Raw genomic sequence first — 15,620 nt, forward strand, 5'->3', positions numbered from 1 at the left:
CCGGCGGGGGCTATTCGAGAAGCTCCGCGTACGAGCCCATGGCCGTCGCGATGTCCGCCTGGGCCCAGAACCGGTGGTACGTGAACGACGGGACGGCCCCGCCCTTGAGATAGGCCTCGATCTTCGACCAGGCCGGGTCGTCCTTGTAGAAGGAGCGGATCGAGTCGAACGTCGACGACGAGTTGATCGCGTCGCCGTTCGGCATCGTGCCCGTCCAGCCGCTCGGGATGTACACCGGGTCGTCGAACCGGTTGTAGTCGGCCCGGCTCTCCGGGACGGCGATACCGAGGGCGTCCTGGTGGTTGTCCCACATCCCGTCCAGCAGCTTCTTCGCGGCCGCCGCGGCCTCGGTGTCACCCGAGCGGTCGGCGTAGTACGTCAGCGTCTTGGCGAACGCGGCCGCCACCCCGACGTCGTTCGTGTAGTCCACGACACTGACCCGCAGCCCGCTGTTGGAGCCGGGGTTAGAGGCGTTCCAGGTGTCGGGCTGACCCGACCACTGCAGCGTCGACGGGATGCGGAACGTGCCGTCCGGGTTGAACGTGGTCTTGGACAGCGCCCAGTCGACCCACTTGTCGAGGACCGTCTTGGCCTGCGCGTTGCCCGTCTGCTGGTACAGCTCGGCGACCCGCTCCATGGACCACGCCTGGAAGCCGAACCACTGGTTGGACGGCGGGTCGTGGTACACGGGCTTCTCGTCGTAGTACATGCCGTAGAACGTCGACTTCCCGGCCGGCGGGGTCGCGTACCGGCCCGCCCAGCTGTTGGTCGCGCCGCCCGCGATGGCGCCCTCGCTCGACTGCAGCCAGCGGTAGAACTCCAGCTGCCGGTCCATGGACTTGGCCCAGTCCGCGGCGCCCGTCGCCGACTTGGGCTTCAGCGGGGCGTAGTTGGCCAGCGCGTACGCGGCCAGCGGGTTCTGGTAGCCGCCGTGGGCGTGGCTGGAGCCGATGCGCCAGGCCCAGCCGGCGTTGGTGTCGGTGGCACCGCCCCAGGCGTAGTACCAGGACATCAGGTACATCGAGGCGTCCTTGCCGGTGCCCGCCGGGCAGGTCGAGGGACCGACGCAGTTGCCGACCTTCTTGAAGTACTTGTCGAACATCGAGTAGCGCAGGTAGTCGCCCATCTTGGCCGCCTTGGCGACCGTCGCGGAGACCTGCCCGCCCTTGCCCTGCTCCTTCGCCCACAGGTCCGCCCAGTAGGCGGCCTGCACGGCCCGCGCGTCGGCGTCCGGCGCGTTGGTGAACTTCCACTGCTTGGCGTAGGAGGCGTCACCCGTGAACAGGTCCAGGTAGCCGTTCTTGCCGCCGTACTTGAAGGCGTCACAGGTCGGCTGCGGCACCGTCTCCCACACCGACTCCTGCGCGCCGCGCTGGAAGGTGTTGATGTACGACGGTCCGGTGTCCGAGGGACCCGCCTCGCACTTGCCGGGCGAGTTGCCGTAGCCGTAGACGTTGTCGACGTCCTGCAGCCAGTGCATGCCGTAGACGTCGTCCGTGCCGTACGCGCTCTTCAGCTCGGCCGCGATCGGGTCCGTGCCGACCGAGACACCGGTGTCGAGCTTGGCCGGGTACTCGTTCGGGGTGTCCAGCTCGGGCGCGTAGGTCGCCGGCTTGGAGGCGTTGTAGAAGGAGTTGGTCGGCTGGTCGGCCTTGGTGGGGATCATGTACTTCTCCATGAGTTCCCACGCGCCGTTGAACTTCGACCAGTCGCCCGTCACCTTGCCGTACATGGCCTGGAGCCACAGGAGGTAGCTGTAGGCCTCCGAGGTGGTCTCGTGACCGTGGTCCGGCGCCTCGACGATCAGCGTCTCGACCGAGTGGTACGGGATGCCCTCGGGGGAGAAGTAGCCGTTCGCCGGGTTGGTGATCTTCCCGTACAGCTCCAGGAAGCGGGCGTCGTAGTCCTTCGTCGCCGCCAGCTGGGTGACCGTGACCGAGGCCTTGGTGTGACCCGGGGCCGTCGACTCGAAGACGGCCGAACCGGTGCCCGTCGAGGCGGCGGTGACGGTCACCTTCTGCGCGGTGTTCCAGTTCTGCGGCGTGAAGGTGAGCGAGGCGCCGCCCGTGACCGACAGGCCCGAGTTGCCGCTCGCGCGAGCCGACGTGACGGTCACGTTGGACGCGGGCTGCTTCGACAGCTTCACCTCGTACGTGCCCGACTTGCCCGACTGAACGCCCAGTTGGAGCGGCGAGGCCACGACGGTGGGGCCGGCGGCGACCGTGATGCCGACCGGGGTGGAGTTCGCGGAGGCGCCCATGCTGTCGTACGCCTTCGCCACCAGCGAATGACTGCCCACGGTCAAGTTGGAGACGGAGAGCGAGTAGGGCGCGCTCGTGTCCGTGCCCAGCAGCCTGGTGTCGTCGTAGAACGACACCTTGCTGATCGTGGCGTTGTCCGCGGCCGCGGCGGTGGCCGCCAGCGGCACCGCCTCGCCCTGGGTGTAGACGGCGCCCGCGGCCGGGCTGGTCAGCACGGCGATCGGCGGTTGGTGCGCGCCGGTGCAGGGGGTGCCGTTGACCGCGAAAGACGTCGGCGCGGTGTTGCTGCCGCTGTAGGAGAACTGGGCGCCGGTGGAGACGGCGGCGCCCGCGGCGACCCGGGCGTTGTGCGGGGCGTTCTTCACGGTGATGGTCTGGCCGGACTGCGACCAGGTGCCGTTCCAGCCGTTGCCCAGCTTCTGGTTGCCGGAGTAGGCGTAGGTCAGCGTCCAGCCGTCGATGGCGTCCGTGCCGCGGTTGGTGAGGGTCAGGTCCGCCGTGAAACCGGAACCCCAGTCGTTCGTCTTGTAGTCGACACTGCACTGGAGTGCCGCCGCCTGCGCGGGAGTGGTCCCTGAGGAGAGCATCGTCAACGGAAGCGCGAGAGCTGCGAGTGCGGCGGTCCACAGGCGCCGCACGGCTCTGCGTCTCCGGGGTGGGGGATGCATGGTGCTGGTTCCTCCTTGCGGCTCGGAGAAGTCAAGGCTTGAACCAGTGGGAGCGCTCCCATAGTGAGGACGGGTGTGGTACCGGTCAAGGTGCTTGAAGAGTCGAAAAGATTCGACGCCGTGTGTTGAGCGAAAGTCAGTGACTCCCCTGTTCTTTGCCGACACTTGGCGCTACCTTCCTTGACACCAGTGGGAGCGATTCCATCAGTCGACGCGTCCGTCACGACGGGCCCGACCTGCACGGAGTCGCTCATGCGACACCCCTCGCGTTCAGTACTTATAGCCGCCGCCTCGCGGTCGTCCCCGGCTGCGCGAGCGCCGGTGCCGGGTTCCTCGTGTCCTTGTCCTTGTCGGAGCGCGCCCTGAACGGCTGACACCCCCACCACCGAAAGGGAAACCCGCACTCATGAGCCGTACGAGAACAGCGTTACTGGCCGCCATGGCCCTGGTCGCCGGCGTCACCGGCACCGCGTTCGCCGCCGACCCGGGCGGCGCCGGCACCACCGCCGTCCCCTGCACCGTCGACTACAAGATCCAGAACCAGTGGAGCACCGGCTTCACCGCCGCCGTGACCATCACCAACAACAGCGCCGCCAAGTCCTCCTGGTCGCTGAAGTGGTCCTACGCCGGCAACCAGAAGGTCACCAGCGGCTGGAACGCCAAGATCAGCCAGAGCGGGGCCGCCGTCACCGCGGCCAACGAGAGCTACAACGCCCAGCTCGGCACCGGCGCTTCGGTCAGCTTCGGCTTCCAGGGCAGCTACAGCGGCAGCAACGCGATCCCGGCCACCTTCACCCTCGACGGCGTGACCTGCAACGTCGACAACGGCGGCCCGGGCGGTCCCACGGATCCGCCGGACCCGGGCGGCCCCGCCAACCGGGTGAACAACCCCTACGAAGGCGCCAAGGTGTACGTGAACCCGGAGTGGTCCGCGAAGGCCGCGGCCGAGCCGGGCGGCAGCCGGGTCTCCAACCAGCCGACCGGTGTGTGGCTGGACCGGATCGCCGCGATCAACGGCGCCGGCGGCAAGATGGGCCTGCGCGCCCACCTCGACGAGGCGCTGCGCCAGAAGGGCTCCGGCGAGCTCGTCGTCCAGTTCGTCATCTACAACCTGCCCGGCCGTGACTGCGCCGCCCTCGCCTCCAACGGCGAACTGAAGCCCGACGAGATCGGCCGGTACAAGACCGAGTACATCGACCCGATCAAGGCGATCTTCGCCGACCCGAAGTACGCCTCACTGCGGATCGTCACCACCGTCGAGATCGACTCGCTGCCGAACCTCGTCACCAACGCCGGCAGCCGCCCGACGGCCACCCCGCAGTGCGACGTCATGAAGGCCAACGGCAACTACATCAAGGGCGTCGGGTACGCGCTGAACAAGCTCGGCGACGTGCCGAACGTCTACAACTACGTCGACGCCGGCCACCACGGCTGGATCGGCTGGGACGACAACTTCGCTCCCTCCGCGACCCTGTTCAAGGAGGCGGCGACCGCCGAGGGCGCGACCGTCAACGACGTCCACGGCTTCATCACCAACACGGCGAACTACAGCGCCCTGAAGGAGAACAACTTCTCCATCACCGACAACGTGGCCGGCAAGTCCGTCCGCGAGTCGAAGTGGGTCGACTGGAACCGCTACGTCGACGAGCTGTCCTTCGCCCAGGCGTTCCGCAACCAGCTGGTCTCGGTCGGCTTCAACTCCGGCATCGGCATGCTGATCGACACCTCCCGCAACGGCTGGGGCGGCACGGCCCGGCCCGCCGGCCCCGGTCCCCAGACCTCCGTCGACGCCTACGTCGACGGCGGCCGCTACGACCGCCGCTTCAACCCCGGCAACTGGTGCAACCAGTCCGGAGCCGGCCTCGGTGAGCGCCCGCAGGCCAACCCGGCCGCCGGGATCGACGCGTACGTGTGGATGAAGCCGCCGGGCGAGTCGGACGGGGCGAGCAAGCAGATCCCGAACGACGAGGGCAAGGGCTTCGACCGGATGTGCGACCCGACGTACGAGGGCAACGTCCGCAACAACTTCAACATGTCGGGTGCCCTGCCGGACGCTCCGCTGTCCGGGCACTGGTTCTCCGCCCAGTTCCGGCAGCTGATGCAGAACGCGTACCCGCCGCTGTCGTGACCGGCTGACGTCCCGTCCCCACGGGTCCGCCGGGGCTTCGGCCCCGGCGGATCGGTGCGTGGTTTTTGCGGGAGCGGCAACAGTGGTGGCCTTCTCGCGGTGCGTCGGCGCAGGCTGACGGCATCCGAGCGAGAGGCTGACCACCATGGCGCACGACCACCACGAGCAGAACCACGACCACGGGCAGAACCACGACCACCGGCAGAACCACGACCACGGGCAGAACCACGATCACGGGCAGCACGTGCAGAACCACGACCACGGGCAGCACGGGCAGAACGGCGACCACGGGCGCCGGGGGCACGATCACGGGCCTGGGCACGGACCCGGGCAGGGTCACCACCACGACCACACGGACATCGACTGGGCCGAGATGGGCCCGATGCTGGAGTCCTCGGCGGAACTGTTCTCGTCGCTGTACGAGCGGGCCCTGGGCTGGCTGGCGCAGGAGGTGACCGAGCCGGGGCTGATCGTCGACGCGGGCAGCGGGCCCGGCGTCGTGTCGTGCCTGTTCGCGGAGACGTTCCCGGGCGCGCGGATCGTGGCGGTGGACGGGTCGGAGCCGCTGCTGGAACGGGCCAGGGCGCGGGCCGAGCGGCAGGGCGTGGCCGACCGCTTCAGCACGATCACCGGTGAACTCCCGGACGTGCTGGACGAGTTGGACTACCCCGCCGACCTGCTCTGGGCGAGCCGCAGCCTGCACCACCTCGGCGACCAGCGGGCCGCGCTCGCCGCCTTCGCGGCACGGCTCGCGCCCGGCGGCACCCTGGCCCTCATGGAGGGCGGACTGCCCCCGCGGTTCCTGCCGCGCGACATCGGCATCGGCCGGCCCGGCCTCCAGGCGCGGATCGACGCGGTGGAGGCGGAGTGGTTCACGCAGATGCGCACCGGCCTGCCGGGCCATGTCGCGGTGACGGAGGACTGGCCGGCCCTGCTGGCCGGCGCGGGCCTGAAGCACACCAGGACCCACACGTTCCTCCTGGACCTGCCCGCACCCGCCTCGGAGCGGGCGCGGGCCTATGTGGTCACGTCCCTGTCGCACGTGCGGGAGAGGATCACGGACGGCCTCGACGCCGAGGACCTGGCGACCCTCGACCGCCTCCTCGACCCCGACGACGAGGCGAGCCTGCACCGCCGTCCGGACGTGTTCGTCCTGGAGGCCCACACCGTGCACACGGCCGTCCGGCCGGTCTGACACCGCCGAGTCCGAGGGGGCGGACACGGACAGCGCCCCGGTTCCGGCCGCGTGGCGGCTGAGGAGACCGGGGCGCTGTCGGTGCGGGTCAGGAGTTGACCTCCACCGGGTCCGGGCCGATGCGACGGTCCTCGTTGAGGGCGCTGATGGCCGCCAGGTCCTCGGTGTCCAGGCTGAAGTCGAAGACCTCGATGTTCTCCTTGATCCGCGACGGCGTCACGGACTTCGGGATCACCACGTTGCCCAGCTGGATGTGCCAGCGCAGCACGACCTGGGCGGGCGTGCGGTTGTGCTTCCGGGCGATGGCCACGATCGCCGGGACCTCCAGCAGGCCCTTGCCCTGGCCGAGCGGCGACCAGGCCTCCGTGGCGATGCCCTGCTCCGCGTGGTATTCGCGGGAGGCGTGCTGCTGCAGGTGCGGGTGCAGCTCGATCTGGTTGACCGCCGGGATGACCGACGTCTCGCCGATCAGCTTCTCCAGGTGCTCCGGAAGGAAGTTGGAGACACCGATGGCCCGGATCCGGCCGTCGGCGTGCAGCTTCTCGAACGCCTTGTACGTGTCCACGTAGGTGCCCCGGTCGGGCATCGGCCAGTGGATCAGGTACAGGTCGACGAAGTCCAGGCCGAGCTTCTCCAGCGACGTGTCGAAGGCGCGCAGCGTGGAGTCGTACCCCTGGTCGGCGTTCCACAGCTTCGTGGTGACGAAGAGCTCCTCGCGGGGGAGGCCGGAGGCGGCGATGGCCTTTCCGGTGCCCTCCTCGTTGCCGTAGATCGCCGCTGTGTCGATGCTGCGGTACCCGGCCTCCAGCGCCGTCGCGACCGCCGACTCCGCCTCGTCGTCCGGCACCTGCCAGACACCGAAGCCCAGCTGGGGCATCTCGACGCCGTTGTTCAGGATGATCGGGGGGACCTTGCTCACGAGCTCTCGATCCTTCGGTTTGTGGTCAGGGTGTCCTCCCATCGTCAACGATCACGAGCCGTGATGCATTCCTGACGGGAGAATTCAGAAGCCACACCTGCCCCGCGGGGCGGATGTCACGCCCGGTACAGCGCCTCGACCTCGTTCTCGTACGCCCTTTCGATCGCCTTCCGCTTCAGCTTCAGCGACGGGGTCAGCAACCCGTGCTCCTCCGTGAACGGCTGGGCCAGGATGCGGAAGGTGCGGATCGACTCGGCCTGCGAGACGAGGGTGTTGGCGGCGACCACCGCGCGGCGCACCTCCGTCTCCAGATCGGCGTCGCGCACCAGCTGCGCCGGGGACATCTGCGGCTTGTTCCGCATGGTCAGCCAGTGCTCCACGGCCTCCTGGTCGAGCGTCACCAGGGCCGCGATGTACGGGCGGTCGTTGCCGACGACGATGCACTGGTTGACCAGCGGGTGCTCCCGGACGCGTTCCTCCAGCACACCGGGCGAAACACTCTTGCCCCCCGATGTGACCAGGATCTCCTTCTTGCGGCCGGTGATGGTGAGGTAGCCGTCCTCGTCGAGCGCGCCGAGGTCGCCGGTGGCCAGCCAGCCGTCGTGCAGGGTCTCGTCCGTGGCCTTGGGGTTGTTGAGGTAGCCCTGGAACACGTTGTCGCCGCGCAGCCAGATCTCGCCGTCGTCCGCGATGTGCACCGTCATGCCCGGGATCGGCTGACCCACCGTGCCGTAGCGGGTGCGTCCGGGCGGGTTGGCGGTCGCGGCGGCCGTGCACTCGGTGAGGCCGTAGCCCTCGTAGATGTGCACGCCCGCGCCGGCGAAGAACAGTCCGAGCCGCCGGTCCATCGCGGAGCCGCCGGACATGGCGTGCTTGATGCGGCCGCCCATCGCGGCGCGGATCTTGGAGTAGACGAGCTTGTCGAACAGCTGGTGCTGCATGCGCAGCCCGGCGGACGGGCCGGGGCCGACGCCCCAGGCCTTCGCCTCCATCGCGTCCGCGTACTTGATGGCGATGTCGACGGCCTTCTCGAAGGGGCCGGAGCGGCCCTCCTTCTCGGCCTTGCGGCGGGCCGCGTTGAACACCTTTTCGAAGATGTACGGCACGGCCAGGAAGAACGTCGGCTTGAACGCCGCCAGATCCGGCAACAGGGCCGCCGCGTTCAGCTGCGGCTGATGGCCGAACTTCACCTTGCCGCGGATCCCGGCGACCTGCACCATCCGCCCGAAGACATGGGCGAGGGGCAGGAACAGCAGGGTCGCCGCCTCGTCGCCCCGCTTGGAGTGGAACAGAGGCGCCCAGCGTTCGATGACGGTGTCCGCCTCGAACATGAAGTTGCCGTGCGTGATGACGCAGCCCTTGGGCCGGCCGGTGGTGCCCGAGGTGTAGATGATCGTGGCGACGGAGTCGGGCGTGACGGCCTGCCGGTGGCGGTGCACCACCTCGTCGTCGAGGTGCGCGCCCGCGTCGTACAGCTCGTGCACGGCGCCGGAGTCCAGCTGCCACAGGCGGCGCAGCTGCGGCAGCCGGTCGATGACGGTGGCGATCGTCATCGCGTGGTCCTCGTGCTCCACGACGGCGGCCGTCACCTCGGCGTCGTACAGCATCCAGAAGCACTGCTCGGCCGAGGAGGTCGGGTAGACCGGCACCACCTGGGCGCCGATCGTCCACAGGGCGTAGTCGAACAGCGTCCACTCGTAGCGGGTGCGGGACATGATCGCGACCCGGTCGCCGAACCGGATGCCGCTCGCCAGCAGGCCCTTGGCCAGGGCGAGCACCTCGTCGCGGAACTCGGCGCTGGTGACGTCCCGCCACTGGCCGGAGTCGTCCTTGCGGCCCAGCGCGATGTGCAGCGGGTCCTCCTGGGCATGCTGGAAGACCACGTCGGCCAGACCGCCCACCGGAGGTGCCAACGCCAACGGAGGGTTGGAAAACTCGCGCAAACCCCGCTCCCCGCTCCTCAGCGCTTCGGTTGAGTGACGCTCCGCACAGCGCCATGGAAGCTACCCCACCGCACCAGGGCGCGGGAGGGGGGTGAGAAGTGAGCGGCGGTCGGATCGGTGCTGGTCAGGAGGGAGAAAGCACGCACATGGGGAAGGGTCGGACAGAATCCTGACGGTTGAGTAAGTTTCGGTGCCGTAATCTCCACCGAATCTGTACGACTCCGGACGCGGCACGGTCGGGCCGAGGAGGGGCCTCTTCTGTCAGCGTGGCCGCCTCGGATTCCGTCACTCCGTTTGTCACAGGCCCTTGCGTGAGCTGCGGTGCAACCGGTCCCCGCCGGCCAGGATCGCCGCCGCCAGCGCGTCCGCCGCACCCTGCGCGGAGGACCGGCGCCGGCCGTGCACCACGACGAAGTCGACCTGCCCCAGCTCCGGCAGCCCCGCCCGGTCCGGCACCCGCACCAGGCCCGGCGGGATGAGACCGCGGGAGTGGGCCATCACGCCGAGCCCCGCCCGGGCCGCCGCGACCAGGCCGTTGAGGCTGCCGCTGGTGCACACCACCCGCCATTCGCGGCCCTGCCGCTCCAGCGCCTCCAGGGCGAGCGCGCGGGTGATGCCCGGCGGCGGATAGACGATGAGCGGCACCGGGCGGTCGGGGTCGAGGCGGAGACGCTCGGCGCCGATCCACACCAGCCGGTCGTGCCGGACCAGCTCGCCGCGCGGATCCTCGGGCCGCCGCTTGGCCAGCACGAGGTCCAGCTTCCCGGCGGCCAGCTGCTCGTGCAGGGTGCCCGACAGCTCGACCGTGAGCTCCAGGTCGACCTCCGGGTGCTCGTGCCGGAAGCCCTCCAGGATCTCCGGCAGCCGCGTCAGCACGAAGTCCTCCGAGGCGCCGAAGCGCAGCCGGCCGCGCAGCCGGGTGCCGGTGAAGAACGCCGCCGCCTGCTCGTGCACCTCCAGGATCCGCCGCGCGAACCCGAGCATGGCCTCGCCGTCCTCGGTCAGCTCCACCGAGTGCGTGTCCCGGGTGAACAGCGTCCGCCCGGTCGCGTCCTCCAGCCGCCGCACGTGCTGGCTGACCGTGGACTGCCGCAGCCCGAGCCGCCGCGCGGCCTGCGTGAAGCTCAGCGTCTGCGCCACCGACAGGAACGTGCGCAGATGGGAGGGCTCGTACATGCCCCAAGTTTATCGCGGTACGTGATAGCAGTGAGAGCGGTGTACGGGATTCCCGATCGCCCGACGGGGGAGCAGGATGGAAGGGGGCCGTCCTGGCCCCGTGACCGACCGAAGCACCAAGCAAGTGGAGCACCGTGAAACGCCTGCGCTGGCCGAGCCGGCTGCCGATCGACCCCTACATCCTGCTTCTCCTCGGGACGGTGGGCCTCGCCGCACTGATCCCGGCGCGCGGGACGGCCGCCGATGTCTCCTCCGGCGCCTCCACGGCCGCGATCGCCTTCCTGTTCTTCCTCTACGGGGCCCGGCTGTCCACCCGTGAGGCGCTGGACGGCCTGCGCCACTGGCGGCTCCACGCCACGGTCCTGGCCTGCACCTTCGTGGTCTTCCCGCTGCTCGGCCTGGCGGCCCGCGGCCTGGTGCCGGTGATCCTGACCCACCCGCTCTACCAGGGCCTGCTCTTCCTCACGCTCGTCCCGTCGACCGTGCAGTCGTCGATCGCCTTCACCTCGATGGCCCGCGGCAACGTGCCCGCGGCGATCTGCGCGGGCTCCTTCTCCTCCCTCGTCGGCATCATCGCCACCCCGCTGCTCGCGGCCTCCCTGCTCGGCAGCAGCGGCGGGTTCTCCGCCGACTCGCTGCTGGAGATCGTGCTGCAGCTGCTCGTGCCGTTCCTCGCCGGGCAGCTGCTGCGCCGCTGGATCGGCGGCTTCGTCACCCGCCACAAGAAGGCCCTCGGCCTGGTGGACCGCGGCTCGATCCTCCTGGTCGTCTACACGGCGTTCAGCGAGGGCGTGGTCCAGGGCATCTGGCGCCAGGTCAGCCCCGCGCGGCTCGGCGGGCTGTTCGCCGTCGAGGCGGTGATCCTCGCCGTGATGCTCCTGCTGACCTGGTACGGCGGCAAGGCGCTGGGCTTCGGCCGGGAGGACCGGATCGCGATCCAGTTCGCGGGCTCGAAGAAGTCCCTCGCCTCCGGACTGCCCATGGCGAGCGTCCTGTTCGGCCCGCAGGCGGCCCTGGCCGTGCTGCCGCTGATGCTGTTCCACCAGATGCGAGCTGATCGTGTGCGCGGTGCTCGCCAAGCGGCGCGCGCAGGACCCGGTGGCCGACGTCACCCCGCGGGAGCCAGCCGCACCGTCACGAACCGCGGTCGGTACAGGGACACGTTCCGGCTGAGCTGGGCGGCGGCGCCGGTCGTCTCCAGCCAGTTGACGTCGTAGCTCAGCACGAGACGCCCGTCGCCGCTCAGCACGGGATGCGCCTGCGGGTTGTAGGCGGCCACCTGGCCCTGCGGCAGCGACGGGCTGAACTCCTTCGCCGGCCCGTGCCACGGCCCCTCCGGTGAGCACGCCCAGTAGGACGCCACGGTGGTCAGGCCCTTGGTGCCCGTGGCCATCGTGAACAGCACATACGTCCCGGCGTCCCGGACGACCGAGAACGCGCTGCCCACCCCCTTGCGCTGCCCGTCCCCGAGCACCGGCCGGGGCCGGGCGCCGGGCACCCACGCCGAGCCGCTCCAGTACCGCCAGGCCGCCGGATCCGCGAGCCCGCCCTCCGGCACCCGCGCCACGTAGGCGTGCGAGGCCGGGCGGGAGGCGGCCTGGCCGTCGTCGCCGCCGAAGACGTACGTCCAGCCGCCCTCCTCCACCAGCGTCGTGCCGAACAGCACGCGCCGCGACGGGTCGGGGACCAACTGCTGGTCGAGCACCTTGACGATCGACTCCAGACGCAGCCCGGGCAGGGACAGCGTGGCGACCTCGGTGGCGGTGGGCACGCCGTAGATCCACGGGGACGCGCCCGCGGTGCGGACCCACAGCAGCACCCGCACGACCCGCTCCGAGGAGCCGGGGGAGCGGGGTTCGACGCGGGCGGCGACCGGCCAGCGCCACTGGTTCGGCGCCGGGTCGGCGAAGAGCGGGGCGGGCAGCGTGGATTCGAGCCGACCGTCGCGCATGAGCACGGCCGAGTTGCGCACCAGCGGGGCGGTGGGGTCCCGCCAGGCGTAGGACTCGCCGTGCGGGTTGGGCGGGCCGTGCACCCGGCCCAGATAGGTGTCGGAGAACAGCCACAGCACGCGGCCGTCCGGCAGCCGGACCGAGTGGGTGCCGTCGCCGCCGGTCCAGTCGTCGGTGCGGGACGCGTCGTCGCCGTACCGGGCGAACTCGGCGGTCAGGCCCTCGTCCGCCCGCCACGAGCCGACCGTGCGCGCCGCGCAGGCGCCCTCGTCGTCCCGTCTGTCGTCGTCCGGCAGGGCGATGAGCAGCGCGGCCCCGAGAACCAGGACCAGCAGCAGGCCGATCCCGGTTCCCGTGCGCTGTCGTGCTCGTGCTGCGTATGCGTCGTCGGGCACGACCCGTGACGTTAGTTGCTGCCGCTCACCTGGTCCATGGGCAGCCACAGCACCGTGCCCCGGGCGGCCGCGCCCGAGGCGCCGGAGGCCAGCTCCTTGTCGGACAGCGCCCGGTTCCAGACGCGGACGTCGTCGATCGCCCCGGTGAGGTACGCCCTGCTGTCCATGCGCTGGCCGATGTGCACGCCGAACGGGGAGTTGCGGCTGACCGAGCCCGGCACGTCCGCGGTGGTGAGCGCCTCGCCGTCGAGGAAGAGCGTCAGCGTCCCGCCGCCGCGGCGCAGCGCCAGGTGGTGCCAGCGGCCGTCGTTGTGGGCGCCGGCGGCCGACACCGAGGCGTTCCTGACGGTCGCCGCGCCCGACCGGGTGGTGATCAGCGCCCGGACCCGGTCGCTCGCCGGCTCGCCGCGCAGCCAGATCTGCGGCTGGGTGCTGCCGATGCCGCCCATCCACAGGAACGGCTGCTCGCCGGTCGTGGCCGTGTACCGGAAGAACAGCGACGCCGTGAAGTCCCCTTCGCCGAGCGGGAGCCCGGACCGGTACGGCAGGCGTACGGCGTCGTCGGTGCCGTCGAAGGACAGCGCGCTGCCGCGGACACCGGCCGTCCGCCCGGCACCGCCGAGCACGGCCGCCGGCTTGGCGCCCGCCGCGGCGTCACGGGTGGTCGGGTCGGCGCCCCGGCGGGGTTTCAGCCAGTCCTCGGTGAAGCGGGCGAAGCGGATCTCGTCACGGGCGTCGACCGCCCCGCCCTCGTACAGCAGGCCCACTGTCCTGCCGTCGACCGCCGCCATGTCGGAGTAGCCGGACCAGTCGGTGGTGACGACCGTGCCCCGGTCCACGCTCTCCCAGGTGCGCCCGCCGTCGTAGGAGGAGCGGACCATCATGGTGCGGCGGCGGTCGAGGTCGGCCGGGGCCGACAGCAGCATCCGGTCGCCGAGGCGCAGCGTGGCGCCCTGGACCTGCGGGGTGTAGAGGTCCGGGAGAGCGCGGAAGGGCGTGGCGAAGCTGTCGCCGCCGTCGAGGCTGAAGGTCTGGGCCCGGTGGCCGAGGTCGGTGCCGTCCTGTTCCCGTCCGCTGACGAGGAGGGCGCCGTCGGCTCGTTCGGTGAGCGTCACCTCGGACGGCTTCTGCCGGAACGTGCCGTCCTGCGCTATGGGCCAGGTGTCCGTGGCGCCGACCCGCCAGGAGTCGCCGCCGTCGTCGCTGACGATGAGCGCGGCGTGGTTCGCGGAGACGCGACTGCCGTTCCACGTCTCGGTGTTGACGCCGAACACCAGCCGCCCGGCGTGCTCGCCGCGGGTCAGCTGGATGCCGTGCACGGGGCCCGTCGCGTACCAGGAGTTCCAGTCGTCGGGGAGGATCTGGTCGCTCAGGTCGCGCGGCTCGGACCAGGTGCGGCCGTCGTCGTCGCTGTACTGCAGGTGCGGGGTGCGGTCGCAGGGGATCTGGCAGTTGCCGGCGTCCGTGCGGCCGGTGTTGTACGTCTCGGCCAGCAGGATGCGGCCGGTGCGGCGGTCCACGAGGGGCGCGGGGTTGCCGTGCGTGTCGCCGGCGCCCTCGTTGACGACCTGGAGCGGGCCCCAGGTGCGGCCGCCGTCGGTGGAGCGCTTGAGGACGATGTCGATGTCGGCGGCGTCACCGCAGTTGAGGACCCGGCCCTCGGCGAAGGCGAGCAGCGTGCCGGACGTGGTCCGCACGATCGCCGGGATCCGGAAGCAGGCGTAACCGGGGTCCTGGGAGGCCTTGAAGAGGACCTGCTGCTCGAACTCCGGTAACGCCGTGGTGGGCCCGGCATGGGCCGGACCGGTGGGCGCGAGGAGGGCCGCGGCGGCGAGGGCGGCTGTCAGGGTGGATCTCAGACGGGTACGAAGACTTGACGGCATGGTGCGACCTGCCCTTCATGCGTCTGTCGGCTGGACCACCGGGACGTGTGAACAGACATCCGGTCATCCGGACATCCGACGTCCAATGTGTGGGCCACAGACGGTACTTGGCTTCACAGACCCCCCACAAGGAGCGTGCGTCAGGGGATCAGTACCACCTTTCCGAGGTTGGACCGCGCCTCGATCTCCCCGTGTGCCTTCGCCGCGTCCGCCAGGGCGAACTCCCCGTGCACGACGGGCCGGATCTCTCCCGCGGCGAACAGCCGCCACAGCTCCCCGCGCCACAGCTCGTACAACTCCGGCTTCCCGCGGGCGATCCGGGCCATCTGGAACCCGATCACCGACTTGGCGCCCACGAGCAGGTCGTACGCCCGGATCGTGCCGCCGCCCGAGCTGTAGGCCACGAGCCGCCCCTCCGGGGCGAGTGCGGCGAGGGCCGGGGTGAGCAGCTCGCCGCCGACCGCGTCCAGGGCGTAGTCGACGGGGGTGCCCCAGCTGTCGTCGCCGTACGCGACGACGTGGTCGGCGCCGAGGCCGCGGACGAAGTCGGCCTTGGCCGGGTCGGACACGGCTCCCACGACGCGTCCGGCGCCGCGGGTCCGGGCCAGTTGCACGGCCAGGTGGCCGACACCGCTCGCCGCCGCCGTGACCAGGGCCGCCTCGCCCGGCTCGGGGCGCGCCGCCTCCAGGGCGCCGAGGGCGACCAGGCCGCTGCGGACCAGGGCGACCGCGTCGACGGCGCCGGCGCCTGCCGGGACCGGGGAGGCCATGGCCTCGTGCAGCAGCGCGAAGTCGGCGTAGCCGTGGCCGAAGCAGAGCCCCGTCACCCGGTCGCCGGTGCCGAAGCGGGTCACGCCCTCGCCGACCGCCGTGACCTCCCCGGCGACCTCGCCGCCGAGCGGGACCGGCTCGGCCGCCTCGGTGACCTTGCGCACCACCGGCAGCGTGACGCCGATCGCCTCCGCGCGCACGAGCAGCTCTCCGGGGCCGGGCTCGGGGACCGGTGCCTCCTCGACGAACAGGGGGCCGCCTCGGGATTCGTAGCGGACGCGGCGCATCGCACCTCCGGGGTCGTCGGTGATCCCGACACACTCGTCGGG

9 protein-coding genes and 1 pseudogene are annotated in these 15,620 nt (G+C 70.9%); 3 read left to right on the forward strand and 7 right to left on the reverse strand.

All coding sequences use genetic code 11. The features are described from left to right. Positions 1-10: 10 nt before the first annotated feature. Complete coding sequence (locus tag C1703_RS33645) at positions 11-2,929, reverse strand: glycoside hydrolase family 48 protein (RefSeq protein ID WP_114256375.1); 2,919 nt, start codon at positions 2,927-2,929, stop codon at positions 11-13. Between the two features lie 406 nt (positions 2,930-3,335). Between C1703_RS33645 and C1703_RS33650 the strand changes: the two genes are divergently transcribed. Both C1703_RS33650 and C1703_RS33655 read left to right on the forward strand, forming a co-directional pair. Beyond that, on the forward strand, positions 3,336-5,057 hold the full coding sequence (locus C1703_RS33650) for a glycoside hydrolase family 6 protein (RefSeq protein ID WP_114256376.1): 1,722 nt from the start codon (positions 3,336-3,338) through the stop codon (positions 5,055-5,057). A 373-nt stretch (positions 5,058-5,430) separates the two neighbouring features. Continuing rightward, entirely contained in the window at positions 5,431-6,252 is an 822-nt protein-coding gene (locus C1703_RS33655) for a class I SAM-dependent methyltransferase (RefSeq protein ID WP_232840802.1), read from the forward strand. 88 nt (positions 6,253-6,340) lie between these two features. Here the strand turns inward: C1703_RS33655 and C1703_RS33660 are convergent, their stop codons facing one another. The 3 genes from C1703_RS33660 to C1703_RS33670 form a co-directional block, all read right to left on the reverse strand. Beyond that, positions 6,341-7,213: an aldo/keto reductase gene (locus tag C1703_RS33660; RefSeq protein WP_114256377.1), complete on the reverse strand. Its 873-nt coding sequence runs from the start codon at positions 7,211-7,213 to the stop codon at positions 6,341-6,343. Positions 7,214-7,287: 74 nt separating this feature from the next. Further along, the gene (locus C1703_RS33665; protein WP_114256378.1) at positions 7,288-9,114 is read right to left on the reverse strand and encodes an AMP-dependent synthetase/ligase; all 1,827 of its coding nucleotides are present in this window, start codon (positions 9,112-9,114) and stop codon (positions 7,288-7,290) included. 297 nt (positions 9,115-9,411) lie between these two features. Beyond that, positions 9,412-10,290, reverse strand: coding sequence for a LysR substrate-binding domain-containing protein (locus C1703_RS33670; RefSeq protein WP_114256379.1), 879 nt, complete (start codon positions 10,288-10,290; stop codon positions 9,412-9,414). Positions 10,291-10,451: 161 nt separating this feature from the next. Here C1703_RS33670 and C1703_RS33675 point away from each other — a divergent pair. Next, positions 10,452-11,463, forward strand: a pseudogene (locus C1703_RS33675) (bile acid:sodium symporter family protein). On the opposite strand, the gene C1703_RS33680 reads toward C1703_RS33675, so the two are convergent. From C1703_RS33680 to C1703_RS33690, 3 genes are all read right to left on the reverse strand, one after another. Next, a complete protein-coding gene (locus tag C1703_RS33680) occupies positions 11,399-12,637 on the reverse strand; it encodes a DUF4185 domain-containing protein (RefSeq protein ID WP_114256380.1) in 1,239 nt (412 codons plus the stop codon). The pseudogene C1703_RS33675 and the gene C1703_RS33680 sit on opposite strands and share 65 nt — an antisense overlap. Before the next feature lie 11 nt (positions 12,638-12,648). Beyond that, entirely contained in the window at positions 12,649-14,520 is a 1,872-nt protein-coding gene (locus C1703_RS33685; protein ID WP_114256381.1) for a sialidase family protein, read from the reverse strand. 140 nt (positions 14,521-14,660) lie between these two features. Continuing rightward, positions 14,661-15,578 carry a zinc-binding dehydrogenase gene (locus C1703_RS33690; RefSeq protein ID WP_114257720.1) on the reverse strand — a complete coding sequence of 306 codons (918 nt, stop codon included), beginning with the start codon at positions 15,576-15,578 and terminating at the stop codon, positions 14,661-14,663. Positions 15,579-15,620: the final 42 nt, after the last annotated feature.

The organism is Streptomyces sp. Go-475 (assembly GCF_003330845.1).
Lineage (GTDB): Bacteria > Actinomycetota > Actinomycetes > Streptomycetales > Streptomycetaceae > Streptomyces.

Coding starts and splice junctions, on each gene's coding strand:
- C1703_RS33645 (WP_114256375.1), bottom strand. CDS start 2,929: ATGCATCCCCCACCCCGGAGACGCAGAGCCGTGCGGCGCCTGTGGACC.
- C1703_RS33650 (WP_114256376.1), top strand. CDS start 3,336: ATGAGCCGTACGAGAACAGCGTTACTGGCCGCCATGGCCCTGGTCGCC.
- C1703_RS33655 (WP_232840802.1), top strand. CDS start 5,431: ATGGGCCCGATGCTGGAGTCCTCGGCGGAACTGTTCTCGTCGCTGTAC.
- C1703_RS33660 (WP_114256377.1), bottom strand. CDS start 7,213: ATGGGAGGACACCCTGACCACAAACCGAAGGATCGAGAGCTCGTGAGC.
- C1703_RS33670 (WP_114256379.1), bottom strand. CDS start 10,290: ATGTACGAGCCCTCCCATCTGCGCACGTTCCTGTCGGTGGCGCAGACG.
- C1703_RS33685 (WP_114256381.1), bottom strand. CDS start 14,520: ATGCCGTCAAGTCTTCGTACCCGTCTGAGATCCACCCTGACAGCCGCC.
- C1703_RS33690 (WP_114257720.1), bottom strand. CDS start 15,578: ATGCGCCGCGTCCGCTACGAATCCCGAGGCGGCCCCCTGTTCGTCGAG.